A 26132-nucleotide genomic window follows, 5' to 3' on the forward strand; every position below is an offset into this window, starting at 1 on the left:
GCTTTTCCTTCTGTTCTTATAAGTGAAAAATGGGGTGTTACAATGGAGAAACGAATTTCAATTGCAATTGATGGCCCGGCAGCTGCAGGGAAAAGTACGGTTGCTAAAATTATTGCTAAAAAATTATCTTATGTTTATATTGATACGGGTGCAATGTATCGTACTGTAACATATGCGGCACTAGAGCAAGGTATTGATATTGAAAATGAAGAAAAGTTAATGAGAATAATTAGGGATATAGACATTTCATTTCAGCATGGAGAAAATGCGCAGCTTGTCTTTTTAAACGGAAAAGATGTATCGGAAGTGATTCGTACACCAGAAGTAACAAATCGCGTATCAATTGTGGCAAGACATCGCCTTGTACGTGAAGAAATGGTACGTCGTCAGGAAGCTTTAGCGGAAAAAGGCGGCGTTGTTATGGATGGTCGTGATATTGGGACGCATGTATTGCCGAATGCGGAAGTGAAAATTTTTATGCTAGCTTCCGTTGAAGAACGAGCGGAAAGAAGACATTTAGAAAACACACAAAAAGGATTTCCTTCTAACTTAGAACAACTAAAAGAAGAAATTGCGCGCCGTGATAAATTAGATTCGGAACGTGAAGTGTCTCCATTAAAGAAAGCTGAGGATGCAATTGAATTAGATACAACGTCTTTATCTATTGAAGAGGTAGTTCAAAAGATAATGGATATTGTATCTGCAACATTCGTAAAATAAAGGAAGGGGGTAACCTCTTCCTTTATTTTTGTTTCTGTTTGTTAATAAGGAGACAATTTCCTTGACAAATTCATCAATTTGTTAGAAGTTAGTAAAAGAGGGTATTTTCTAAATATTTTACATACATGCAAATGGAAGCTATTGTTTCCATTTCGTATATACATAAAGATGCTTTGCCATTTCAGTAGGGAGGTATTTCCATGGTAGAAAAAATGAATGAAGAAGTTGTAAACACAAAGGCATTACAAGTAGGTGATATTGTTACAGGTACAGTAACAAAAGTTGAAGAAAAGCAAGTATTTGTAAATGTCGGGTACAAAACTGACGGTGTCATTCCAATTAGTGAATTGGCAAATGTTCATATTGAAAAAGCAAGCGATGTTGTAGAAGTAGAACAAACTCTTGAATTGAAAGTAATTAAATTGGAAGATGATGATTTAGTGTTGTCTAAGCGTGCAGTAGATGCAGAAAAAGCATGGGAAGTATTGCAAGGGCAGTTTACATCAGGTGAAGTATTTGATGTAACAATTAAAGATATCGTTAACGGAGGTCTAGTTGTTGACCTTGGTGTTCGTGGCTTTATTCCGGCTTCGCTTGTAGAGATGCATTATGTAGAAGATTTTACTGATTATAAAGGAAAAACATTGGCAGTAAAAATTGTAGAATTAGACCGTGAGAAAAATCGCGTTATTCTTTCTCATAAGGCAGTTGTAGAGCAAGAGCTAGACAAGAAGAAAAAAGAAGCGGTTTCTTCTTTACAAGCAGGTGATGTTGTAGAGGGAACGGTTCAACGTTTAACTGACTTCGGAGCATTTGTAAATGTTGGCGGTGTGGATGGCTTAGTTCATATTTCTCAAATTTCTCATGATCGTGTAGAACAACCATCTGATGTATTAACAGAGGGACAAACTGTAAAAGTAAAAGTGTTATCTGTTGATGCTGATACGCAGCGTATTTCTTTATCTATGAAAGCGGTGCAGCCAGGTCCATGGTCGAATGTATCAAATCAAGTAAAAGTAGGCGATATATTAGATGGGAAAGTAAAACGCCTTGTTACTTTTGGAGCGTTCGTTGAGATTTTTCCAAGTGTAGAAGGACTTGTTCACGTTTCACAAATTGCAAACCGTCATGTGAAAAATCCGAATGAAGTATTAAACATCGGGCAAGATGTGAAAGTAAAAGTATTAGAAGTTCATTCAGAAGAAAAACGTATTTCTTTAAGTATAAAAGAAGCACTTGAAGAAAATAATGAAACAGAAGATTATAGTAAATATGAACCAACTGCTGATTCTGCAACATTCCAATTAGGTGATATTATTGGAGAACAGCTAAAAAATTTAAAGAAATAATGAGGGATGTGTGTGGTAAGAGCAAAACGTAAATTAGAACACATTGAGTATGCTCTTTCTACTGGACAGTCTCGTACACATGGCTTTTGTGACGTTGCTTTTGTTCATCAAAGCTTACCGAATATAAGTTATGAAAGTATATCATTTCAAACAGAAATCGGCGAACTTGCTTTAAGTTCGCCGATTTTTATCAATGCGATGACTGGTGGTGGCGGAGAGCACACACTACATATTAATGCACAACTAGCACAAGCTGCACAGCAGTATCAGCTTGCGATGGCTGTCGGTTCACAAATGGCGGCGTTAAAAGACTCTAATGAAGCTGCATCTTATAAAATTGTGAGAAAAGTGAATCCGAATGGAATTGTTATTGCAAACTTAGGAAGTGAAGCAACAGTAGAACAAGCGAAGCGAGCTGTTGATATGATTGAAGCGAATGCATTACAAATTCATTTGAATGTCATTCAAGAATTGACAATGCCAGAAGGTGATCGAGATTTTACTGGTGCATTAAAGAGAATTGAACAAATTGTCAAGCATTCTTCTGTTCCTGTTATAGTAAAAGAAGTTGGTTTTGGTATGAGTAAAGAGGCAGCGGAGGATTTAGCTAGTGTTGGGGTTTCGACTATAGATATTGGTGGATATGGCGGTACAAACTTTGCGGTGGTTGAAAATGAAAGAAGACAGCGAGTACTTTCCTATTTCAATGAGTGGGGCATTTCGACTACTTCCTCTTTAATTGAAGTATCCTCTACACAAAACCCTCTCTCTATTATTGCATCAGGTGGTATTCAAACAGCACATGATGTAGCGAAAGCATTGGCCTTAGGAGCGTCAGCGGCTGCATTTGCCGGGCATTTTTTGCGAATTTTGATGCAAGAAGGTATAGAGAAACTGATGGAAGAAATTGGATTACTACATACAGATTTACAGTTTATCATGACGGCGCTTGGAGTGCGAACAATCACCGAGCTTAGGCAAGTACCACTTGTTATTAAAGGTGATACATACCATTGGCTTAATGAGCGCGGGATTGATACAACAATATATAGTAGGCGTTAAATAAAATGCATCTTAGGAAACATTTTGGTGGAGTTAATGTAAAGTGAATCCTAAACGCTGCATTTTTTATTTCACACTGGTTACAATCCTTTATTATTTGTTTAGGCTAGGATATAGTAAAACTTCCATTAGTGGGGTCTTACTGTAAACGAATAGCGAGATAAAAATCAACCATTCGGTTGATTTTTTTTATTTATAAAATCTATACAATGAAGGAGAAAGGAGAGGATGATATGAAACAGCTAATTGAAGTGAGAGCATTAGAAAAATGTTACGGCCATTATAAAGCGTTAAAAGGCATTTCGTTTGATGTGAGAGAAGGGGAAATTTTATGTTTTCTTGGTCCAAATGGTGCTGGGAAAAGTACGACTATTCATATTTTGTCGACCGTTTTACAGTACGACGGGGGAAAAATTTTATTTGAAGGGAAAGATGTAAAAAAACATGCACGATATGTAAAGCGTAACCTCGGTATTGTGCCGCAGGATTTAGCAATTTATGAAGATGTATCAGCGGAAAAAAATGTAGCGTTTTTTGCTGCTCTTTACGGTTTGAAAGGAGCGCAATTGCAGCAATCTGTAAAAGAAGCGTTGCAATTTGTTGGACTGCTTGATAAGAAAAATGAAAAACCAAAAACTTTTTCAGGCGGAATGAAAAGAAGGCTGAATATAGCATGTGCGATTGCACATAAACCAAAAGTTATTATTATGGATGAACCGACAGTTGGGATTGATCCGCAATCTCGAAATCATATTTTACAGTCGATTCAACAATTACAAGAACAAGGATCTACGATTATTTATACAACTCATTATATGGAGGAGGTGGAAGAAATATCAACAAGGATTATCATCATGGATCATGGTGAGATTATTACAGAAGGAACGAAAGAAGAACTTAAGAAGCATATTGCGGATGAAAAACGTTATTTTATAGAGTGTGAACATATAACAGCAGGTGTAGAAGAAAGCTTTTTTAAAATTGAAGGGATGAAAGAAGTAACAATAAAAGACGGAGTAATAGAAGTTGTCGTATTAAAAGGTGTGGAAAATTTAGATAAAATCATTACACTCCTTGTAAATGAAGGAATGAAAGTAAAAAATATTATGAGCGAAAGTGCGAGTTTAGAAACAGTATTTTTACAGTTAACAGGAAGGAAATTAAGAGATTGAAGGTGAAAATGATGGGTTTCTTTGTGTTATATAAACGTGATGTAGTTAATATTGTTATGAATCCAGTGCTTTTACTAACAAATACAATTTCTCCAATTTTATTTATATTAATTTTTGGTTATTTGAGCAATGGTAGATACGGAGAAAGTGAGATTACCTCCTATGATTATTATGGCGTTACAATTTTGATATATGGCATTTTGAATGTATCTATGACAGCTTCTAATAGTTTTATGGAGAAAAGGTTGAAAAATAGTAATTTACGAGTTATGTATAGCCCAATTCGTGTTTCTTATCTGTATTTGTCGAAAATATTAGCTACATTTACTTTTACATCTGTTTGTTATTTATTTGTCATGTATGTAGCTCATATAGGCCTGCATGTAGCATTCGGAGGAAGGAATGTTGGCTATATCATTATCATTATGTTGTTGTTTAATTTTTTATCAGCGGTTATTGGTGTATTGTTTTGCTGTATGTTTAAAAGTGAAGAGGTAACGAATAAAATATTAAGTTTGTTAAATAATGCTTTAGCAATTTTAGGAGGAGTATTCTTTTCTCTTGATGGATTGGGGGACACTGTTCGGACAATATCATATATTTCACCAGTAAAGTGGATTGTAGAATGTGTGATGAAGATCATATATGATCAAGATTTTAGCCTTTTCCTTACAACAGGCAGTGTGTTAGTTTTGTTAACTTGTTTTGGGTTAGTTGGTTGTAAATTTCTATTTAAGGTGGAGGATTATATATGAACGAGATTTTAATTGTTTTTCGTCATAATATCCGGCGAGCTATTAGTAAAAAGAATTATATACTGTTAACGATTCTCCTTACGTTTATTTCTATATCACTTGCCATCTACTTTACTTCCAAATTTGAAATGAAAGGGAATATCGCTTATGTAACACAAGAGGGTAAGAATGATATACATGTAGACGGGTTTCATATTAAAAGCATAAATAAAATTCCAAGTATGTCTGAATTTGTAATGAAAAAATACGATGCAGCAGTTATTCCGAAAGAAAACGGACAAATAGAGGTAAAGACAATTAAAGAACATGATTTCAAGGAAAAAATCGAGAGGGCATTTCAACAAAAAAGTATTGGTTCGTTTCATCAAAATGAAGTTAGGAAGGTAGGTACGAATATTTTGGGTTATCTCTGTATGTTTGTATTACTAGAGAGTATCATGTTTATGAGTTTTTTTACAGAAGATAAGGAAAATCGTACCTTTACTCGTATTGTATCTTCTCCTATACGTATTCATCATTATTTATTTGCACATTTCCTTTTTACATTCCTTATTGTATATATTCCAATATTGCTTATTTTAATCGTCGAGAAGATCATGTTTCAGGTAAATATAGGGTTCAGTTATTTAGAATATAGTTATTTATTGGCTATCCTTGTTATGATTGCAACATCTTTTTCGTTATTTATGAGTACGATTATAGAAACTACTGACAATACAATGATGTTGTCTTCTTCCATTATTGTTTTTACTTCTATTCTGTCAGGGTCCTTCTTTGCTTTAAAGCAAAATGACGGGATAGTTGATTGGTTTGTGCAAATTTTGCCGCAAAAGCAGTATCTTTCGATTATTGATGGTGTTGAAAATGGTTATAATATAGCACGGTATGGAGGCGCAATTACGTATATAAGCTTTATTATCTTGTTATTCTTTATGCTCAGTATAATTATTTGTAAAAAAAGAGTACAGGAAGGTCGATATTGATATTTGCTATGTTAACCATATAAAATGGAAATAAAATGGTTCATCAGCGTAACATGGGGTTGGTTTTTTGAAAATAAATTATTTTTCATACACGGAACGGAGAGTGGCGACTCCTGCGGGAATAGCGAGGAAAGTGAGACCCCGCAGGCTTGCCGAGGAGGCTCGCTCTCGCCCGTGGAAAGCGTCCACTCGGAGTGGAGTGTACATCTCTATATGTCCCCCCGTCTTTTGGTGATGAACCAATAAAACGCATAAAGAAAATAATAAGGTGATGAAATGAAGAGAGAAGTTCAAATCATTTCTACAAAATTAATGACTCCAACGCCAAGGAAAAATTATGTACGTAGAGAAAAATTATTAAAAAAATTAGAAACATTGTGCGATTATAAGCTTGTAGTTGTGAAAGGATCGGCTGGTAGTGGAAAAACGACTATATGCTCTTCTTTTGTCAAAGAAAACCCAGAATTTTCAATTACCTGGATTACTCTAGATAAAGAGAATAATAATGTATTTTCTTTTTGGTACTATATGTTAGAAAGTATGCGTGTATATATTGAAGAAATAGAAGACATTATTTCTGTATTTCAGATGATTATGCATAAAGATGATATGAAACGTATTATTGTATCTTTGATTAATCTACTAAGTAAAAAAGATGATATTACGATTATTATTGATGATTTTCACTATATAACGGATGTTGATGTTAATAAGACAATGGAATATTTTTTAAAGCATTCCTCAGAAAATGTTCGCATTGTTTTATTAACGAGAGAAGAACCTAAATTTTATGTAGGTGATTTTCTCATTTCAGGAAGATTATTAGAAATTGGAGAAGAAGAACTAAAGCTATCAGCAGACGAAGGTTTTCAGTTTATTAGACACACATTGCAGATGGATATAAAACATGAAATAGTTCATGGCATGAATATGCTGGCAGAAGGATGGATTGGTGGTCTTCAGTTAATCGCTCTTGCACGTTCTTATCATAAATATGATTGTATGCAACATGTGAAAGTATTGAATAAATATATGATTGCTTATTTGTCAAAAGAAATTTTAGAGGCATTGGAAGAAGAAGAGAAAGATTTCCTCGTAAAGACATCTATTTTGAGTTATTTTAATGAGGAGATTTGTAATGAATTGTTGGGAAAACAAGATACAAAAGAGATGATTATACGTCTATTTCAAAAACATTTATTTATAATTAATCTTGATGAAGATCGTGGAATATATCGTTATCACGCTATTTTTCAACAGTTTTTACAACATTCTTTTGAGCGGTTAGAAGTGGAGACGCAAAAGAAGTTACGTTTACGAGCGGCAGAAGTATACGAACAATGCGGTGATTTTGAGGAATGTATAAAACAATTATTAGAGATGCAATGTTATGAGGCTGCTTTGAGAAAAATTGAAATACACGGGCAAAACCCGCAAGGCTGGAGCTATTTGCGACATATTCCGTTAACGTGTATTGTGCAAAATAAAGAGATGGCATTTCAACTCATTTTTTACCATTATTGTAATATGGAGTTTGAGCAGTGCACAGAAATATTAAATACCGTGTACGAAGGGGAAAGTGGTCATCATCCTTGGGAGGTATTCGTATTTTGCAAGGCTTTAATTGAGGAAGAAAATTTACAATTAGATGTTTTGTTTATAGATGAAATTGAAGACATGGATATAAGTGATGTAACCAAGGCAATTATTTATGTAGAATTATCATTTTTTCTGTGGTTTCAGGAGCGAATCAAGGATGCACTATATGTGCTTGATAAAGCGTCTATGCTTGAGAAGAGAATGAAAAATCCATATGTCAAAATGGGCATTTTAAGTTCTTTATGCCAGATTAAAGAGGATTTAGGAGATTTAAAAGAGTGTGAGCGGTTATATAATCAGCTTTTTCAGGTGGTTGAACAACATCCATTTTTATCAGCTCTCAAAGTAACTTGTCATATTGGAATTACGGGTATTTATTTAAAGCGTTTACAATTAGATGAGGCTGAAAAATCATTACAACATGTACAAAATGACGAAGCTGCATTAGGAAAACCTTATTTATATAATTTAATGGAACTTCAATTTCTGAAAGGTGATAAACAGCAAGCGAAAGAAACGATCCAGAAATTACAAACATTTGATACATATCAAAATGAAGCATTTCTATCTTCTTTGTTAAAATATGCAATACATGTTGATGAAGAGTATGTACAGCAATTAGATCAATTTGTTCCCATATATCAACAAAAAAACGAAAAAAAGAAATTACGAACTGAAGATAAATTGTTATATGCTCAGATTTTATTGCGGAAAGGGCATATACAAGAATCATTACAATTACTTGATGACATTGCGGAATTTACAAGGAAATATAAAATGAAGATATTATTAATAGAAGCACTGTTATTAAAAGTGACTATTTTAGGAAATGAGTTGCAAAAATATAAACGAGAGCTTTTAAATTTATTAAGAGAAGCAATACATTATAGTTATGAAAATCATATTTTATTACCTTATAAAAGGCTAGATAAACAGACGCAAGTATTATTGATGTTATTGAAAGAAGAACGATTACAAGATTTAAATGAGGGAGAGAGGGAGTTTTTATATGTGTTATTACAGTTAGGAAATCATGATAAAGAGAATGTTCTTTTAAGTAATAGAGAATTAGAAGTATTGAAGGTTCTTGCGACTGGGGCATCAAATAAAAAGATTGGTGAACAATTGTGCATATCTCTTTCGACAGTTAAGACACACATTATTAACATATATTCGAAGCTTCATGTATCTAACCGTGTTGAAGCAATAAAGAAAGCCACAGAAGAAGGGATTATACAGTAAGTATTTATATGTATGAATATAAATTAAAAAACGAACACAAACTCCTTTTTTTAGGCGGACGAGAGTATCTTGCCATGCATAGAAGCGGCCTAGGCTTTTTCCTGCCACATGCAAGGTTTAAAACAAAGGGATAAAGCGAGTGTAGGTCACTTTTTGCTCTGCATAACAGCGATTTACATGTTGAAAAATAAAAATGGATTTATATATATACAAAGAAACAGCCAACGATATGTTGGCTGTTTCTTTGTTTTAATGTTGATTTTGTCTTCTTGCTTGCTCCGGTGTATCGAGTCCTGTTGCACCTGGATATTGTAATGATTGGCTGCGGTCAGATTCTACGCGTCGCGATTGTTTCAATTTCTTTTCTTGACGATCTTTACCCATGGTGTTCCCACCTCCTTAGTACAAAGTGTTGCTGTTATTTTTAAAAATATGCAGCGATAGAAGACGATTATTTTTCATGAAATATCCCCATAATGGAAATAATAGGAGGTGTTAACTTGGAAGGTGGTTATTTTTATTTTTTAGCGTGGATGGGCTGGATTGTTACGACGTTTTTTTGGAGAAAAGATACAGTTAGATTCAGGCTTAGTGCGGTCATTTTATTATTGATTATTTGTTCGCAAACAGTGATTTCAGTTGCTTCTATTACAATATCGGTAAATGCCCTTTTGTTAGGCGGAATCTCTTTTATTGGGATTGCGGCATATTCAGTATGGAAAAAGATCTACACTTTACTATGTGCACTTATAATCGCGATGTTATATGCAAGTTTTTCTTTAATTGAATTATATGATCCGATTTGGATTGTAGTAGATCGTACATTGATGTTAAGTAGTATTCTCGTTTATACATCTGTTTTATTACATAGGGACCGTCTATTACGTATATGGGGCTTATATGTAGGGGCGTTGCAAGGTGAGTTGTTTGTAGCTTTTATTTTAAAGACATTCAATTTTCCGTATCAATTAGGAAGTTTGCAATTTTTTAATATGATTGCTGTGTCTACAATGTTCTTTAGTCTTTTGTACGGAATTGGAAAAATAATTACATATACAGGGCAATTTAAGCAAAAGCAAGTGAAGGAGGGGCAAGGTTAATTTATGAACTCGTATACATCAGCTATGTTGCTTGGAGTAACTGTTGGAACTGTCACACGAATTTTAATGCTTCAAACTGATACAAGGCAGTATCCAACTCGTTTACATGGCAAGATTATTCATATTGCCATGGGAATTATTGCGGCTGCTCTTGGGGCGGTTGCCATTCCAGCTATTTTGAAAAAGGATTTCTCTGCTATTACATTTTTGACATTAGCAGCATCACAGTTTCGTGATGTACGTAATATGGAGCGGAATACACTGCAGCAATTAGACGGGTATGAACTTGTCCCTAGAGGGAACACATATATTGAGGGAATTGCAATTGTATTTGAGAGTCGTAATTATTTAGCTATGTTAACATCTTTCGTAGCTACTTTTGCTTATTTAGGATTTAAATCATGGTATGCCGGTATTTTAGCTGGAATCATAAGTTTCTTTTTCGCGAAAAAGTTGATGTCTGGTAAACGGCTGCGCGATCTTGTTGAAGTTGAGCATGCTCCATTGCATTTTGAAGGAGCAGGTCTTTATGTTGATAATATTTATATTATGAATATTGGTTTACCGGCAAGGCAAAAAGAAATTATGAAATATGGTATGGGATTTATTTTAAAACCAAAATCAATTGATGCAAGGGTGACATTGGCAAACCTTGGTCAAAGACAAGCGATTTTGCATGATATATCTGTTGCGCTTGGTGTATATCGAGATTCTGGAACACCAGCACTTGTACCTCTTGCGAAACGTGACTTAAATGATGGAAGAATAGGCATATTTGTTTTGCCGCAAGATCAAGATGTAAATAAAGCTATTCAGGTCATTGGAAATGTTCCAACATTAGAAAGTGCGATTCATATGTCTTCTGAGGCCCCAAAAGGAAGGGGAGATAAAGGATGATATTAGAAAAATGTATTCTTGCTGTTATTACAACAATTCCGGAAAAGTTTGCTGGCGGGGCGCCGTTATTTGTATGTGAGACAGTAGAGGAAATGGAGTTTGTTGCTAGCAATTTAGAGGCGATTTTAGATGGAATTGCACACCGCTTGCAAGAGAATTTATATATTATTGTGAAACATTCTTGAAATGTGTTATAATATGAGATGTTTTGATATGAAGAGAAATATTCTGGAATGCAAATCCCTTCTTGCACAAAGAAGGGTTTTTTACATAATAACAGAAGCAAATAGAAAGGATGAAAGTATATGCCAAAACCGGTAGTGGCAATAGTAGGGCGCCCAAATGTGGGGAAATCTACGATTTTCAATAGAATTGTTGGAGAAAGAGTGTCGATTGTTGAAGATATCCCTGGTGTAACAAGGGATCGTATTTATAGTGCAGGAGAATGGTTAAATCATGAGTTTAACATTATTGATACGGGTGGAATTGATATTGGAGACGAGCCATTTTTGACACAAATTCGTCAACAAGCAGAAGTTGCGATTGATGAGGCTGATGTTATCATCTTTATGACAAATGGTCGCGACGGTGTAACAGCTGCGGATGAAGAAGTTGCAAAGATTTTATATCGTTCTAAAAAGCCAGTTGTATTAGCTGTGAATAAAGTAGATAATCCAGAGATGCGCAGCGAAATTTATGATTTTTATGCGTTAGGATTTGGGGAGCCGTTTCCTATATCTGGAACACACGGCTTAGGTTTAGGGGACTTATTAGATGAAGTAGCAAAACATTTTCCACAAATTGAAGAAGAACCATACGATGATGAAACGATTAAATTCTGTTTAATTGGTCGCCCGAACGTTGGAAAATCATCAATGGTAAATGCGTTGCTTGGACAAGAACGTGTAATCGTTAGTAATGTAGCAGGTACTACACGTGATGCGGTTGATACGCCGTACAGTAAAGATGGACAAGATTACGTTATCATTGATACAGCAGGAATGCGCAAAAAAGGAAAAGTATATGAAAGCACAGAAAAATATAGTGTACTTCGTGCACTTCGAGCAATTGAACGCTCTGATGTTGTTTTAGTTGTTTTAGATGGTGAAGAAGGAATCATTGAACAAGATAAAAAAATTGCTGGATATGCCCATGATTCAGGTCGTGCTGTTATTATTGTTGTGAATAAATGGGATGCGGTTGAGAAAGATGAGAAAACGATGAAGGAATTCGAAGAGAATATTCGTGCTCATTTCCAATTTTTGGATTACGCACCAATCGTATTCTTATCTGCAAAAACGAGAAAACGTACACACACACTGATTCCTGTTATTAATGAGGTAAATGCAAGTCATAGTATTCGTGTACAAACAAATGTATTAAACGATGTAATTATGGATGCTGTTGCAATGAATCCAACACCAACGCATAATGGACAACGTTTGAAAATTTTCTATGCAACACAAGTCGCGGTGAAACCACCGACATTTGTTGTATTCGTAAACGATCCAGAATTACTGCACTTCTCTTATGAGCGTTTCTTGAAAAATCGTCTGCGCGATTCGTTTGGTTTCGTAGGAACACCGATTAAAGTTATTGCAAGAGCACGAGACTAATGGAGAGGGTGTGATTTTATGAAAAAAATCACAGTAGTAGGAGCAGGTAGCTGGGGAACGGCGTTAGCGATGGTATTAGCTGACAACGGCCATGATGTACGTCTTTGGGGTAACCGAGCAGAACTTATGGATGAAATAAATGAAAAACATGAGAATAGTCGTTATCTTCCGGGAATTACACTGCCAGCCAGTATCGTTGCTTACTCTTCCTTAGAAGAGGCATTAGTAGGAGTAGATACAGTACTTCTCGTTGTACCTACAAAAGCATATCGAGAAGTATTGCAAAATATGAAAAAAATTGTTTCGCAGCCAATTACATGGATTCATGCGAGTAAAGGGATTGAACCAGGAACTTCAAAGCGTATTTCAGAAGTGATTGAAGAAGAAATTCCGGCACATCTCATTCGAGATGTGGTTGTCTTATCAGGACCGAGTCATGCAGAAGAAGTTGGGTTGCGTCAAGCTACAACAGTTACATCAGCTGCAAAGCGTATGGAAGCAGCTGAAGAGGTTCAGGACTTATTTATGAATAGCTATTTCCGTGTATATACAAACCCAGATATTATTGGAGTTGAACTTGGCGGGGCGTTAAAAAATATTATTGCCCTTGCGGCGGGTATTACTGATGGACTTGGTTTAGGTGATAATGCAAAGGCAGCGCTTATGACGCGAGGATTAACAGAAATTGCTCGTTTAGGAAGTGAAATGGGTGGGAACCCATTAACGTTTGCTGGTCTGACAGGTATGGGTGACCTAATTGTAACATGTACGAGCGTTCATAGCCGAAATTGGCGTGCTGGTAACATGCTTGGTAAAGGTTGCTCATTAGAAGAAGTATTAGATAATATGGGAATGGTTGTTGAAGGTGTGCGGACAACGAAAGCAGCATATGAGATGGCTAAGAAAATGGATGTAGAAATGCCAATTACAACCGTTTTATATGATGTATTATTTAATGAGAAAAACGTAAAGGATGCTGTTGGAACGTTGATGGGACGTGTGCGTAAACACGAAGTAGAAGCGATTCCAGACTTGCTGTAAAAAAAGCTGTACAAATGTGAAAAGACATTTGTGCAGCTTTTTCTTTTGGGTTTTTTCACCATTCTTTATTTTCTGCATACAATGAAGTGTAGCTTACATGAGAGGGTGAACAAGGTGGATAACAATCTATTCAACAATATTGAAAAGGAAGCGAAAGTAAATAAAGATGATATTTTTAAATTAGCCTCTTCGGTTCAAAATGCAAATTTACGGGATGAGAAAGTATTACGTCAGTTAATTCATCAGGTTGCAACAATGGCGGGAAGAGATGTATCAAAAGAAAAAGAAGATCAAATTATAAATGCAATTATTAATAATAACATGCCAGCTGATTTTAGTTCATTGAGTAAAATGTTTAAAAAATAAAGTACGAGAAACCACTGTTATATATATTGCATACGATACTATGAAGGAATGAATATGAGCTGTTTGTGGGAGTATTTGGTCAAACGAAGCGAAGAAGTCCCGTTCGCTTCGTTTTTTATTCGTTTTCATATAAGTGAATGTATACCGCTCAGTATTTTAAGATGAAGTATCATCTTATTGTTAAATATATATCCATTTTAATTTTTCGACCTCTTTGTCTAGCTCCATCCCCATCCCCCTCTTGTTCTGAGCGAGCCGCTTCCGCTTTTCTTTATAAGTCGCTGTTATGCAGAATACAACATGACCGCTACTTGCTTTCTCTTTTTGTTTTAAACTTTGCATGTGGTAGGAAAAGGCTCTGACCGTTTCTATGCGCAGCTAGATACTCTTGTCCACCCTAAAAGAGAAGGGGTTTTTATGTCGGGTTTTTAACTTGTATATATATAAATGGAATATTTCTATTTGTTTAAAAGTTATAATTTGTTAAAATAATAGAAAAATATATTAAGATAAAGGGGGGTATATATGTCTGTTGGACTTATAAAGATGTGGTTTGCTTTGGGCGCAATGGTTCTTATGTTTATTTCTGTTGTTTTCATTTTGCTAAGTCGCCATAAAATAAAGAATGCATTTTTGAAAGGGTTTACAGCTTTGTTTGCATATGCATGTATGATTGTATCAGGACTTATTATTTTTCTTGTTGTATTTAGCGGACCGATTGAACAATAGAAACTAAAGGACGGATTTTTGATGAAGAAAACGCTACTGATTTTCGCATTGTGTTGTACGAGTATATTATCTGGGTGTCTATACCCGAAAGAAAAGATGCAACAACACGTCATGCCATATGAAGACCAATTACAAGCGGTGCAAACAGCAGTTAATACATATAGAGAACAAAATGGTCATATATTGCCTATTAAAACACGTGATATGAATACACCAATCTATCAAAAATATCCGATTGATTTTCAAAAAATTACCCCTAGATTGATGCAAGAACCTCCTGGAAATGCTTTTGAAAGCGGAGGCATTTATCAATATGTATTAGTTGATGTAGAAACAAATCCCACTGTGAAATTAATTGATGTTCGAACAGCTGAGCGAGTTCAAGATTTAAAGTTAAAACTAAAAATCTATCGTGATGAGCATCAATATCCACCGTTTAAAAAAGTAATTACAGATGGTGTGTATGAGCTTGATTATACTAAAATGGGATATAAAGAAATTCCTCAAGTGGAAAGCCCCTATTCTGGTAAAAACTTACCTTTTGTTGTTGATGAGAAAGGTGAGGTGTATATTGATTATCGTATTGATTTATACGATATGTTACAAAAATATGGTGATGAAGTAAAAGAAGGAGAAGATATTCGTCAGTTGCTTGTGAAACATACTCCATTTGTACCGGCGTATTCTTTGCCGTATACAGTGAAGAATAAAGAACCAATTTTTTTTAAGTGATAAGTCATGAACCTTTCTTTTAGCGAATAAGTTCTAGAAGAAGGGTTTTTTACTTCTTGAAATATTTGCATCGCAAATAAAAAGTTTTTTTAAAATAGTCATATGAAATTGGGACAAAATCATATGCTGTATTGTCCAAACTACAAGAATAATCATGATTTATTCCCAAAAATTTTGAGGGAGGGAATCACTTGGAAAAGGTTGATATTTTTAAAGATATTGCTGAGCGCACAGGCGGTGATATTTATCTTGGGGTTGTAGGGGCTGTTCGGACAGGGAAATCTACTTTTATTAAGAAATTTATGGAGCTAGTTGTTATTCCAAACATTGAAAATGACTCGGATCGCCAGCGCGCACAAGATGAACTGCCGCAAAGCGCAGCAGGGCGTACAATTATGACGACAGAACCAAAGTTTGTTCCAAACCAAGCGGTTTCTATCCATGTTGAAGAAGGGCTTGATGTAAATATTCGCTTAGTAGATTGTGTGGGCTATACTGTTCCAGGAGCGAAAGGGTATGAAGATGAAAATGGGCCACGCATGATTAATACACCGTGGTATGAAGAACCGATTCCATTTCATGAAGCAGCGGAAATTGGAACGCGCAAAGTAATTCAAGAGCATTCTACAATTGGGGTAGTTATTACAACTGATGGAACAATTGGAGAAATTCCACGCCGCGATTATATTGAAGCAGAGGGACGGGTTGTAAATGAATTAAAAGAAGTAGGAAAACCATTTATTATGATCATTAATACAGTACAGCCATATCATCCCGATACAGAACAACTTCGTCAAAGTTTAGTAGAAGAATATGATATTCCAGTGTTGGCAATGAGTGTAGAAGGGTTAAGAGAAGGTGATGTATATAACGTATTACGAGAGGCGTTATATGAATTTCCGGTTCTCGAAGTAAATGTAAATCTCCCAAGTTGGGTAATGGTGTTACATGACAACCACTGGCTTCGTCAAAGCTATCAAGAGGCTGTTCAAGAAACAGTGAAAGATATTAAACGTCTTCGTGATGTTGATCGCGTTGTATGGCAATTTAGTCAATATGAATTCATCGATCGTGCAAGTCTTGCAGGAATTGATATGGGGCAAGGTGTTGCTGAGATTGATTTATATGCACCGGATGAATTGTACGATCAAATTTTAAAAGAAGTGGTAGGTGTTGAAATTCGGGGCCGAGATCATTTGTTAAAATTAATGCTCGACTTTGCTCATGCGAAAACGGAATATGATCAAGTTGCGGATGCACTAAAAATGGTAAAACAAACAGGATACGGTGTTGCAGCACCAGCCCTAGCAGATATGAGCTTGGATGAACCGGAAATTATTCGTCATGGGTCACGATTTGGTGTGAAATTGAAAGCTGTCGCCCCGTCAATTCATATGATTAAAGTTGATGTAGAATCAACATTTGAACCGATTATTGGAACGGAAAAGCAAAGTGAGGAGCTTGTTCGCTATTTAATGCAAGATTTTGAAGACGATCCACTTTCTATTTGGAATTCCGATATTTTTGGGCGGTCACTTAGCTCTATCGTTCGAGAAGGAATTCAGGCAAAATTATCATTAATGCCAGAAAATGCCCGCTATAAATTAAAAGAAACGTTAGAACGAATTATAAATGAAGGATCAGGCGGCTTAATAGCAATTATTTTATAATCAAAAGACTCCTTATTTTGGGGTCTTTTTTCATTTTTCATAGAAAAACAAAATGCCATTATCTAATACTTTATAGTCGATTGTCAAGTTTTATCAGTTTTTCGTATTTTCATGGCAACATTTTCTTTAAAAATATTGAATTATAAAGGAGAATCGTATAATATAGGCCTTGATAATGATTTATCTACATCTTTGTAGTATAGAATTTGTAAAAATTGCCTACAAATGAAGGTAAGACTCATTTTATGATCATTATACAGTCGTATCTTTGGGAGGAGGTGAATGGCATGAACAAAACAGATTTAATCAATGCTGTTGCAGAAGCAAGTTCCCTTTCTAAAAAGGACGCAACAAAAGCAGTTGACGCTGTTTTTGATTCCATCTTAGAAGCTTTAAAGCAAGGTGATAAAGTACAACTTATCGGATTTGGTAACTTCGAAGTTCGTGAGCGTGCGGCTCGTAAAGGACGTAACCCACAAACTGGTGAGGAAATTGAAATCGCGGCAAGCAAAGTACCTGCATTCAAACCTGGTAAAGCGCTAAAAGATGCGGTTAAATAATCCTTACATATTACGGGGAAGAAGAGTTTCCTTACTTGGAAACTCTTCTTTTTGCTTTTAAAAACATATATATGCTAGAATGTGTTCGTAGCATTTTTAGGTTTTATTCGGGAGGGCTAGTGGATGGCAAATGTAAACTTAGAGCAAATCGAACATGCAGTACGCCTTATTTTAGAAGCAATTGGGGACGATCCAAAGCGCGAAGGCGTATTAGATACACCAAAACGTGTTGCGAAGATGTATGCAGAAGTATTTTCTGGTATGCATGAAGATCCGAAAGAACATTTACATAAAGTGTTTGGTGAAGATCATGAAGAACTTGTATTGGTAAAGGACATTCCGTTCTTTTCTATGTGTGAGCATCATCTCGTTCCATTTTATGGCGTTGCTCATGTTGCATATATTCCACGTGGTGGAAAAGTAACTGGATTAAGTAAATTGGCACGTACAGTAGATACAGTCGCACGTCGACCACAACTACAAGAACGAATTACATCAACAGTAGCGGATTCTATTATGGAAGTGTTAGAGCCGCATGGTGTAATGGTTGTTGTAGAAGCGGAACATATGTGTATGACAATGCGCGGTGTGAAAAAACCTGGTGCAAAAACTGTAACAACTGCAGTGCGTGGTACGCTCGAAGCAGACGCAGCAGCACGTGCGGAAATTTTATCTTTTATTAAAATGAATTAGTAGGAAAGCAGGAAACTGCTTTTCTTTTTTTATCTCGCTACTTTAAGAGTAGCAAGACCTCCACTGATGGAAGTTTCACTTTGTAACGATTTTATGCTCAAGATAAGGTGAATGAAAGGTCAATTTTTTGCTTTGGTTTGTTTCGTCAAGTTTTTTTTATAGAAAAATGAATGAATGTGTTATAATAGGTTTTATGAATTAGAAAACAAGGGTGATTTTTGTGGGTGAAATCTACGGAGGGTTTACGGATATAAAAGAGCAGCTATATAAAAAACTACGCCATCCTTATTTTATAAAATATATTGAAGAACCAGTTGTTGATGAAAAAAAAATAGCGTTCTTATATTCCATTTTAAAAAGTGCAAACTTACATAGAAAAGAAATTGAACATTACGTAGTAACGATTATGCTTGTACAAATTGCTTTGGACACGCATGAAAAAGTATCAAATAAAGAGGAGACCGATGCGTTTCATAAGCGGCGCCAATTAACAGTATTGGCAGGGGATTATTACAGCGGATTATATTATTATTTACTTTCAATGAATCATGATATCACATTGATTCGTGCCCTAGCAGAAGGCATTAAAGAGATTAATGAACAAAAAATTATGCTATATCAGCAAACATATGAAACGATAGAAGAAATGTTAAACAGTGTAGGAATGATTGAATCGGCTCTTTTACAGAAAACGTGTGACCATTTTCAAGTGACACATGTAAAGTCTGCAATTACTAACATGTTAACAATAGATCGTTTGCAAACTGAGTATCAAATATACATGAAGAAAGAATTGTCACCTGTGTTTGCTGCATTTCAAAAGATTTTATCTTATGATGAAATAAAAGTAGAAAACGTATACAGTGAATTGATAAGGAAAATGAGAAGTCAGATCAATACTTTGGTCCAAAATAATACAGGAATTGAAACGTTTTTTTCCACATTGAAAGAAGCCACTTGAACATTTTGAATTTACAGTTGGAAGAAGGGTAAAGCATGCAACAATCAAAAGAAGAAAGAGTACATGACGTATTTGAGAAGATATATAATAAATACGATGTAATGAATTCGGTTATTAGCTTTCAAAGACATAAAGCATGGCGCAAAGAAACAATGCGAATTATGGATGTTCAACCGGGCAGCATAGCGCTTGATGTATGTTGTGGAACGGCTGACTGGACGATTGGGCTTGCTGATGCAGTCGGTTCTAGCGGGAAGGTATATGGATTAGATTTTAGTAAAAATATGCTTTCTGTTGGAAAAGAGAAAGTGGCTGCTTTACAATTAAATCAAGTAGAATTACTTCATGGTAATGCGATGGAATTGCCATTTGAGGATAATATGTTTGATTATATCACAATTGGATTTGGGCTCCGGAACGTACCAGATTATATGCAGGTTTTAAAGGAAATGACGCGTGTTGTAAAACCAGGTGGAAAGGTTATTTGTTTAGAAACATCTCAACCGACAATGATTGGAATCCGCCAAGGCTATTTGTTATATTTTAAATTTATCATGCCGTTATTTGGAAAGTTATTTGCCAAAAGTTACAAAGAATATTCATGGCTACAAGAATCTGCAAGTACATTTCCAGGGATGAAAGAATTGGCTCGTATGTTTGAAGAAGCTGGATTAGAAAAAGTACAAGTAAAGCCGTTTACTTTTGGAGTAGCAGCAATGCATTTAGGATATAAACCGAAGTAAACGAGGGAATGTATTCTTTGTTGATGGAAAGCCTTCAGCAATCGGGAGCATATTAGAAGTTATCTCCCACCTTCCTTTTTTATTTTCTAATAATTTTAAGATGGAAGTTTTGTTATTGATTAGAGCGGGATAAAATAGAAAAGAAGTTTTAGGTTAAGGTGAACGATATGAAGTTACAACTTATGTATTCTTTTTTACGATCGGATATTGGTAAAATTGAGAAAGAACTAAAAATGGTTGTTGCTTCTGAGCAACAATTGCTGGAAGAAGCAGCGTTGCAATTGATTGAGGCCGGTGGAAAACGAATCCGACCTGTTTTCGTTTTGCTTGCAGGGAAATTCGGCGATTATAAGCTTGATGTGATTAAACATGTTGCGGTTGCATTAGAGCTTATCCATATGGCTTCTCTTGTGCATGATGATGTAATTGATGCCGCTCTTTTAAGAAGAGGAAGTGCGACTGTAAATGCCAATTGGGGTGATCGCATTGCAATGTATACAGGTGACTATTTATTTGCAAAGTCTCTGGAATGTATTACAAATTTAGAAAATCCAGAAGTGCATAAAGCATTATCAAATACAATTCTTGAAGTGTGTAAAGGTGAAATTGAGCAAATTAAAGATAAGTATGATTTTGGGCAAAATTTACGAACATATTTACGCCGTATAAAGCGGAAAACAGCATTGTTAATTGCAGCTAGCTGTCAATTGGGTGCAATTGCATCTGGAGCTTGTCGTGATACTGTAAATCGTTTGTTTTGGTATGGGTACTTTGTCGGTATGTCATATCAAATTATTGATGATATTTTAGATTTTGTGTCCACAGAAGAAAAGCTTGGAAAGCCAGCGGGTGGAGATTTATTACAAGGTAATATCACACTTCCTGCTTTATATGCAATGGAAGATCGTAAACTTCGTGAGAGAATTATTTGCGTAAATGAAAATACGTCTTCAGATGAAATGAAAGAAATTATTGAAGCAGTCAAAAATAGTGATGCAATTGATCGAGCTTTTGCATTTAGCGAAAGATATTTACATAAGGCATTAGAAGTTATTAAGCCGTTGCCTCGTGGACAGGCAAAACTGGCGTTGCAAAATGTTGCGAAGTATATTGGAAAACGTAAATTTTAAATGTTTTTCGAAAAAAATAATAATCTCTCCATTTCAAAACTATTGCACAATTCTGATAAGGGTGATACTATGTGTTTGGGGATATACAATCATATACATAATGAGAAGTGGAGAGATTTATTATGGAAAAAACGTTCTTAATGGTAAAACCAGATGGTGTACAGCGTGCAATCATTGGGGAGGTTGTTGCTAGATTTGAAAGAAAGGGCTTTCAATTAGTTGGTGCTAAGCTTATGCAAATCACATCAGAGATTGCTGGAGAGCACTACGCTGAACATAAAGAAAAACCATTCTTCGGCGAATTAGTAGATTTCATTACATCTGGACCTGTTTTTGCAATGGTATGGCAAGGTGAAGGTGTTGTTGAAACAGCTCGTAATATGATGGGGAAAACCAAACCAAGTGAAGCTGCACCTGGTACAATTCGCGGTGATTTTGGACTAACAGTTGGAAAAAATATTATTCACGGTTCAGATTCTCTTGAAAGTGCAGAACGTGAAATTGGTATTTTCTTTAAAAAAGAAGAGCTAGTTGAATACTCTAGAGTAATGAATGAGTGGATTTACTAATTATTTTGAAATAATTTGTAATCGCTTTAAAAATAGTAGATATAATGGAAAAGGCGCAAGAAAGGATGGTCACATTCCTTCTTGCGCTTTTTTATTTCATTTTGATGTTTCAATATCTTTGTCTAGCTCTGCCTCCTAAGCCTTCATGTCTAAGAACCTTCCACACGAGAAGATAAAAAGCACCTTCTGTGTGAAAGAACCTTAGCCAACGGGCCTAAACAGTCGGCTCTGCTTCTCTTTATAAGTCACTGCCATGCAGAACAAAAAGGAACTTGCACTTGTTTTTTCTCTTTTTTTTAACCTCGCATGTGGCAGAAAAAGGTCCTGACCGCTTCTATGCATGGCCAGATGCTCTTGTCCCCCTAAGAAGAAAGGGTTTTTTATGTCGGTTTTCAATTTGTATATATATAAATCCATTTTGATTTTTCAACATATAAGTCGCTGCTATGCAGAATACAACATGACCGCTACTTGCTTTCTCTCTTTGTTTTAAACCTCGCATGTGGCAGGAAAAGGCCCTGATCGCTTCTATGCACGGCCAGATGCTCTCGTCCTCCCTAAGAAGAAAGAGGATTTTTAGGTCGTTTCTTCAATTCGTACTTATATAGTTACGAAACAATAAAGGTTATGATATAGTGTTACATAAATACTGAAGTAAAGGGGAGTAACCGATGCGATATATAACAGCTGGTGAATCTCACGGACCGCAACTAACGACAATATTAGAGGGGATTCCGGCAGGTTTATCTTTAGTAGCAAATGATATTAATACGGAGTTAGAAAGAAGACAAAAAGGCTACGGACGTGGACGCCGCATGCAAATTGAAAAAGATCAAGTTCAAATTTTAAGCGGTGTTCGCCATGGATATACAATTGGTGCACCCATTACGCTTGTTGTCGAAAATCGTGATTTTGCACATTGGACAAAAATTATGGGTGCAGAACCGTTAACAGATGAAGAATCAAAAGAAATAAAACGGCAAATTACACGACCACGTCCAGGACATGCAGATTTAAACGGGGCAATTAAATATGGACATCGTGATATGCGAAATGTATTAGAGCGATCTTCTGCTAGAGAAACGACGGTTCGTGTTGCTGCTGGAGCTGTTGCAAAGCGTATTTTAGAAGAATTAGGGATAAAAGTAGCAGGACATGTCATTGAAATTGGAGGAGTAAAAGCAGAAAAGCAGTCGTATACCTCTACTGAAGAACTACAAACGATTACAGAGGCATCTCCTGTTCGTTGTTTAGATGAAGATGCAGGAAAGAAAATGATGCAAGCAATTGATGATGCGAAAGCAAACGGGGATTCTATCGGAGGAATCGTTGAAGTTGTTGTCGAAGGGATGCCGATTGGTGTCGGAAGTTATGTGCATTACGACTGTAAATTAGATGCAAAACTTGCAGCTGCGATCATGAGTATTAATGCATTTAAAGGTGTGGAGATTGGAATTGGTTTTGAAGCAGCTCATAAGCCTGGAAGCCTTGTTCATGACGAGATTTTATGGGACAAGGATCATGGGTATACAAGACGTACAAATAACGCAGGTGGATTAGAGGGCGGTATGACGACTGGGATGCCAGTTATTGTTCGCGGGGTTATGAAACCAATTCCAACTTTGTATAAACCGTTGCAAAGTATAGATATTGATACGAAAGAAGTGTTTCAAGCAAGTATTGAACGTTCAGATAGCTGTGCAGTGCCAGCAGCTAGTGTTGTAGCAGAGGCCGTTGTAGCTTGGGAACTTGCAGCAGCTGTAATCAAACAATTTGGAACAGATCGCATCGATTTAATTCGTGAAAATATAAAGAAACATAACGAATATGCGAGGGAGTTTTAATGGAGACAATACAGATTCAAACAAGTTCTAAACAATATAATGTGTATGTCGGAAATGATGCATTATCACAACTAGCAACGCTTATAGAAAATATGAAACCAGCTGTTTCGAATATTTTACTGATTTCTGATGAAACGGTAGCATCATTTCATTTAGACGAAGTGATAAATACTTTGCAGTTAGAAAAAGACGTATTTTCATTTGTGGTTCCAAGTGGTGAGAAAGAAAAGTCGTTTGAAAATTATTATGCTGCTCAAACGTTTGCGCTTGAAAAAGGTTTAGATCGTCATTCGCTTATTCTTGCGCTTGGCGGTGGGATGATTGGGGATTTAGCAGGGTTTGTTGCAGCGACGTTTATGAGAGGGATTCGATTTATCCAAATACCAACAACTTTACTTGCGCATGATAGTGCAGTTGGAGGGAAAGTGGCAATTAATCATCCACTTGGGAAAAATATGATTGGCGCATTTCATCAGCCAGAAGCGGTGATTTATCATACCCCGTTTTTAAATTCGCTTTCAGAAAAAGAATGGCGCTCTGGTTTTGGGGAGGTCATTAAACATTCGCTTATTGGAGATGTAGAATTATATCATTGGCTTCGTAAAGAAGTGAAACAGCTGACTGATTTAAGAGATGATAGATTAATTTATACACTGCAACGAGCGATTCCAGTAAAGGCAAAAATTGTAGCAGAGGATGAAACTGAAAAAGGTATTCGTGCTCACTTAAATTTTGGGCATACACTTGGACATGCACTTGAAAAAGAGATGGGATATGGAAACATAACACATGGTGATGGCGTTGCGATTGGCATGTTATTTGCTATCTTTTTAAGTGAACAAATATATGAAAAAGACCTTCAATATAAGGAAATCAAGCGTTGGTTTACGGCATATGGCTATCCAAGTATGCCAAATACACTTGATGTGAACCGCCTTGTTCAAGTAATGAAACAAGACAAAAAAGCGAACGGTGGAACAATTCGTATGGTTGTTATGCAGGAGATTGGGGTAGTAGATGTCGTATCTATTTCAGATGAGACCGTCCGAACGGCTTTAGAAGCATTTCAAAGAGAGGGGGAGTCTATTTGATTCGCGCAATTCGCGGCGCGATTACAGTCAATTGTAATGAAAGCGAACAAATATTGACTGCAACAGAGCGTTTAGTGAAAGAAATAGCAAAGAATAATAGAATTTCGCCTAGTGATATTGTATCTGTACTCATTTCAACAACAGCAGATATAAATGCATGTTTCCCAGCGGCTGCATTAAGACGTATTGAAGGCTGGTCATATGTACCGGTTATGTGCATGCAAGAAATAGAAGTACCAGATGCTCTTGAGAAATGCATTCGTGTTATGATGACGGTTATGACAAATAAACGACAGCATGAAATTCAGCATGTCTATTTAGAGAAAGCGGTACAACTAAGGCCTGATTTATAAAAATGACAGGGGGAATTCGAATGAAAGTAAAAGAGCAATTATTGTCGCTCAAAGCGTATGTGCCAGGGAGAAATATTGAAGAAGTAAAGAGACAATATGGACTATCTAAAATTGTGAAACTAGCGTCAAATGAAAATCCATTTGGATGTTCAAAACGTGTAGATGAAGCGCTGGCATCGTTAGCTGGGCAATATGCGCTCTATCCGGATGGCGGGGCGTATGCTCTTCGTGAAAAATTAGCAGCACATCTTCGTGTAAAAGGAGAACAAATTTTATTTGGTAGCGGCTTAGATGAAGTAATTCAAATGATTAGCCGTGCTCTTTTACAAGAAGGAACAAATGTTGTTATGGCAAAGCCGACATTTTCACAATATCGTCATCATGCCGTAATTGAAAAAGCGGAAGTACGTGAAGTGCCTTTAAAAGATGGTACACATGATTTAGAGGCAATGCTTGCGCAAGTTGATGAGCATACGCGAATTGTATGGATTTGTAACCCAAATAATCCGACCGGAACATATGTAGCAGAAAAACAATTACTTTCATTCTTAGAGGCAGTTCCGAAAACAACACTTGTTATTATGGATGAAGCATACTATGAGTATGCTGGAGCGCGAGATTATCCGCAAACATTACCATTCCTAGAGACATATGAAAATCTTATGGTATTGCGCACATTTTCAAAAGCATACGGATTAGCGTCATTCCGCATTGGTTATGCAGTCGGAAATGAAAAGTTAATGCGTTCGTTAGAAATTGCTAGATTACCATTTAATACGTCATCAATTGCACAGGTAGTTGCGCAAGCTGCTATTGAAGATCGAGCGTTTTTACAAGAGTGTGTGACAGTGAATAATGAAGGATTACAGCAATATTATGATTTTTGTGAGAAGTATCAAGTATTTTATTATCCATCACAGACGAATTTTATCTTTTTAGATCTTGGACTCTCAGGTGATGAAGTATTTGAAAGGTTATTGCAAAAAGGATACATCGTTCGTTCTGGTGGACCACTCGGTTTACCGAATGGTATTCGTATTACAGTTGGAACGAAAGAAGAGAATGCAGAAATTATAGAAGTGCTTACTGAACTTATAGAGGAGAACGTGAAAAAAGAAGAAACATATTCATAAGAAAAGAAACGGCTCCATGACT

The 26132-nt window shown here is 36.0% G+C and carries 27 protein-coding genes; 26 read left to right on the forward strand and 1 reads right to left on the reverse strand.

The window, feature by feature from the left end; all coding sequences use genetic code 11:
* Nucleotides 1-42: 42 nt before the first annotated feature.
* The 7 genes from cmk (at nt 43) to WAZ07_RS05395 (ending at nt 8882) form a co-directional block, all read left to right on the forward strand.
* On the forward strand, nt 43-720 hold the full coding sequence (gene cmk / locus WAZ07_RS05365; RefSeq protein ID WP_336471619.1) for a (d)CMP kinase: 678 nt from the start codon (nt 43-45) through the stop codon (nt 718-720).
* Nucleotides 721-920: 200 nt separating this feature from the next.
* Nucleotides 921-2069: a 30S ribosomal protein S1 gene (gene rpsA, locus WAZ07_RS05370; protein WP_336471620.1), complete on the forward strand. Its 1149-nt coding sequence runs from the start codon at nt 921-923 to the stop codon at nt 2067-2069.
* A 12-nt stretch (nt 2070-2081) separates the two neighbouring features.
* Nucleotides 2082-3131: a type 2 isopentenyl-diphosphate Delta-isomerase gene (gene fni, locus WAZ07_RS05375; protein WP_336471621.1), complete on the forward strand. Its 1050-nt coding sequence runs from the start codon at nt 2082-2084 to the stop codon at nt 3129-3131.
* Between the two features lie 233 nt (nt 3132-3364).
* Entirely contained in the window at nt 3365-4303 is a 939-nt protein-coding gene (locus tag WAZ07_RS05380; protein WP_336471622.1) for an ABC transporter ATP-binding protein, read from the forward strand.
* A gap of 8 nt (nt 4304-4311) precedes the next feature.
* A complete protein-coding gene (locus WAZ07_RS05385; RefSeq protein WP_336471808.1) occupies nt 4312-5058 on the forward strand; it encodes an ABC transporter permease in 747 nt (248 codons plus the stop codon).
* Nucleotides 5055-6041 carry an ABC transporter permease gene (locus tag WAZ07_RS05390; protein ID WP_336471623.1) on the forward strand — a complete coding sequence of 329 codons (987 nt, stop codon included), beginning with the start codon at nt 5055-5057 and terminating at the stop codon, nt 6039-6041. The genes WAZ07_RS05385 and WAZ07_RS05390 overlap by 4 nt, the downstream gene beginning before the upstream one ends.
* 276 nt (nt 6042-6317) lie before the next feature.
* A complete protein-coding gene (locus tag WAZ07_RS05395; RefSeq protein WP_336471624.1) occupies nt 6318-8882 on the forward strand; it encodes a LuxR C-terminal-related transcriptional regulator in 2565 nt (854 codons plus the stop codon).
* A 249-nt stretch (nt 8883-9131) separates the two neighbouring features.
* Here the strand turns inward: WAZ07_RS05395 and WAZ07_RS05400 are convergent, their stop codons facing one another.
* Nucleotides 9132-9266, reverse strand: a complete 135-nt coding sequence (locus WAZ07_RS05400; RefSeq protein ID WP_090915567.1) for a YpzI family protein — start codon at nt 9264-9266, stop codon at nt 9132-9134.
* Between the two features lie 116 nt (nt 9267-9382).
* Between WAZ07_RS05400 and WAZ07_RS05405 the strand changes: the two genes are divergently transcribed.
* The 19 genes from WAZ07_RS05405 (at nt 9383) to hisC (ending at nt 26110) form a co-directional block, all read left to right on the forward strand.
* The gene (locus WAZ07_RS05405) at nt 9383-9982 is read left to right on the forward strand and encodes a YphA family membrane protein (RefSeq protein ID WP_336471625.1); all 600 of its coding nucleotides are present in this window, start codon (nt 9383-9385) and stop codon (nt 9980-9982) included.
* 3 nt (nt 9983-9985) lie between these two features.
* Nucleotides 9986-10879 carry a YIEGIA family protein gene (locus WAZ07_RS05410; protein ID WP_090915571.1) on the forward strand — a complete coding sequence of 298 codons (894 nt, stop codon included), beginning with the start codon at nt 9986-9988 and terminating at the stop codon, nt 10877-10879.
* Entirely contained in the window at nt 10876-11064 is a 189-nt protein-coding gene (locus tag WAZ07_RS05415; protein ID WP_090915573.1) for a capping complex subunit for YIEGIA, read from the forward strand. Before WAZ07_RS05410 ends, WAZ07_RS05415 begins: the two co-directional genes overlap by 4 nt.
* A gap of 120 nt (nt 11065-11184) precedes the next feature.
* Entirely contained in the window at nt 11185-12495 is a 1311-nt protein-coding gene (gene der / locus WAZ07_RS05420) for a ribosome biogenesis GTPase Der (RefSeq protein WP_336471626.1), read from the forward strand.
* An 18-nt stretch (nt 12496-12513) separates the two neighbouring features.
* Nucleotides 12514-13536 (forward strand): NAD(P)H-dependent glycerol-3-phosphate dehydrogenase, encoded by a 1023-nt coding sequence (locus WAZ07_RS05425; RefSeq protein ID WP_336471627.1) that lies wholly within the window; start codon nt 12514-12516, stop codon nt 13534-13536.
* A 114-nt stretch (nt 13537-13650) separates the two neighbouring features.
* On the forward strand, nt 13651-13902 hold the full coding sequence (locus tag WAZ07_RS05430; protein ID WP_336471628.1) for a stage VI sporulation protein F: 252 nt from the start codon (nt 13651-13653) through the stop codon (nt 13900-13902).
* A 525-nt stretch (nt 13903-14427) separates the two neighbouring features.
* Nucleotides 14428-14631: a DUF2768 domain-containing protein gene (locus WAZ07_RS05435; protein ID WP_090912578.1), complete on the forward strand. Its 204-nt coding sequence runs from the start codon at nt 14428-14430 to the stop codon at nt 14629-14631.
* Between the two features lie 21 nt (nt 14632-14652).
* On the forward strand, nt 14653-15363 hold the full coding sequence (locus tag WAZ07_RS05440) for a hypothetical protein (RefSeq protein ID WP_336471629.1): 711 nt from the start codon (nt 14653-14655) through the stop codon (nt 15361-15363).
* 191 nt (nt 15364-15554) lie between these two features.
* Nucleotides 15555-17033: a stage IV sporulation protein A gene (spoIVA, locus tag WAZ07_RS05445; RefSeq protein WP_336471630.1), complete on the forward strand. Its 1479-nt coding sequence runs from the start codon at nt 15555-15557 to the stop codon at nt 17031-17033.
* Nucleotides 17034-17320: 287 nt separating this feature from the next.
* A complete protein-coding gene (locus WAZ07_RS05450) occupies nt 17321-17593 on the forward strand; it encodes an HU family DNA-binding protein (protein ID WP_001043860.1) in 273 nt (90 codons plus the stop codon).
* Nucleotides 17594-17716: 123 nt separating this feature from the next.
* Nucleotides 17717-18286, forward strand: a complete 570-nt coding sequence (gene folE, locus WAZ07_RS05455) for a GTP cyclohydrolase I FolE (RefSeq protein WP_336471631.1) — start codon at nt 17717-17719, stop codon at nt 18284-18286.
* 220 nt (nt 18287-18506) lie between these two features.
* Nucleotides 18507-19247, forward strand: coding sequence for a heptaprenyl diphosphate synthase component 1 (locus tag WAZ07_RS05460; protein ID WP_336471632.1), 741 nt, complete (start codon nt 18507-18509; stop codon nt 19245-19247).
* A gap of 35 nt (nt 19248-19282) precedes the next feature.
* Nucleotides 19283-19990, forward strand: a complete 708-nt coding sequence (locus WAZ07_RS05465; protein WP_336471633.1) for a demethylmenaquinone methyltransferase — start codon at nt 19283-19285, stop codon at nt 19988-19990.
* Between the two features lie 167 nt (nt 19991-20157).
* A complete protein-coding gene (gene hepT, locus WAZ07_RS05470; RefSeq protein WP_336471634.1) occupies nt 20158-21120 on the forward strand; it encodes a heptaprenyl diphosphate synthase component II in 963 nt (320 codons plus the stop codon).
* A 122-nt stretch (nt 21121-21242) separates the two neighbouring features.
* A complete protein-coding gene (gene ndk / locus WAZ07_RS05475; protein ID WP_336471635.1) occupies nt 21243-21689 on the forward strand; it encodes a nucleoside-diphosphate kinase in 447 nt (148 codons plus the stop codon).
* Nucleotides 21690-22360: 671 nt separating this feature from the next.
* Nucleotides 22361-23533 carry a chorismate synthase gene (aroC, locus tag WAZ07_RS05480; protein ID WP_336471636.1) on the forward strand — a complete coding sequence of 391 codons (1173 nt, stop codon included), beginning with the start codon at nt 22361-22363 and terminating at the stop codon, nt 23531-23533.
* Entirely contained in the window at nt 23533-24624 is a 1092-nt protein-coding gene (aroB, locus tag WAZ07_RS05485) for a 3-dehydroquinate synthase (protein WP_336471637.1), read from the forward strand. The genes aroC and aroB overlap by 1 nt, the downstream gene beginning before the upstream one ends.
* A complete protein-coding gene (gene aroH / locus WAZ07_RS05490; protein WP_090912555.1) occupies nt 24621-24977 on the forward strand; it encodes a chorismate mutase in 357 nt (118 codons plus the stop codon). The genes aroB and aroH overlap by 4 nt, the downstream gene beginning before the upstream one ends.
* A 20-nt stretch (nt 24978-24997) precedes the next feature.
* Nucleotides 24998-26110, forward strand: coding sequence for a histidinol-phosphate transaminase (gene hisC / locus WAZ07_RS05495; RefSeq protein WP_336471638.1), 1113 nt, complete (start codon nt 24998-25000; stop codon nt 26108-26110).
* The last annotated feature ends 22 nt before the right edge of the window (nt 26111-26132 follow it).

Source organism: Bacillus bruguierae (assembly GCF_037104725.1).
Classification (GTDB): domain Bacteria; phylum Bacillota; class Bacilli; order Bacillales; family Bacillaceae_G; genus Bacillus_A; species Bacillus_A bruguierae.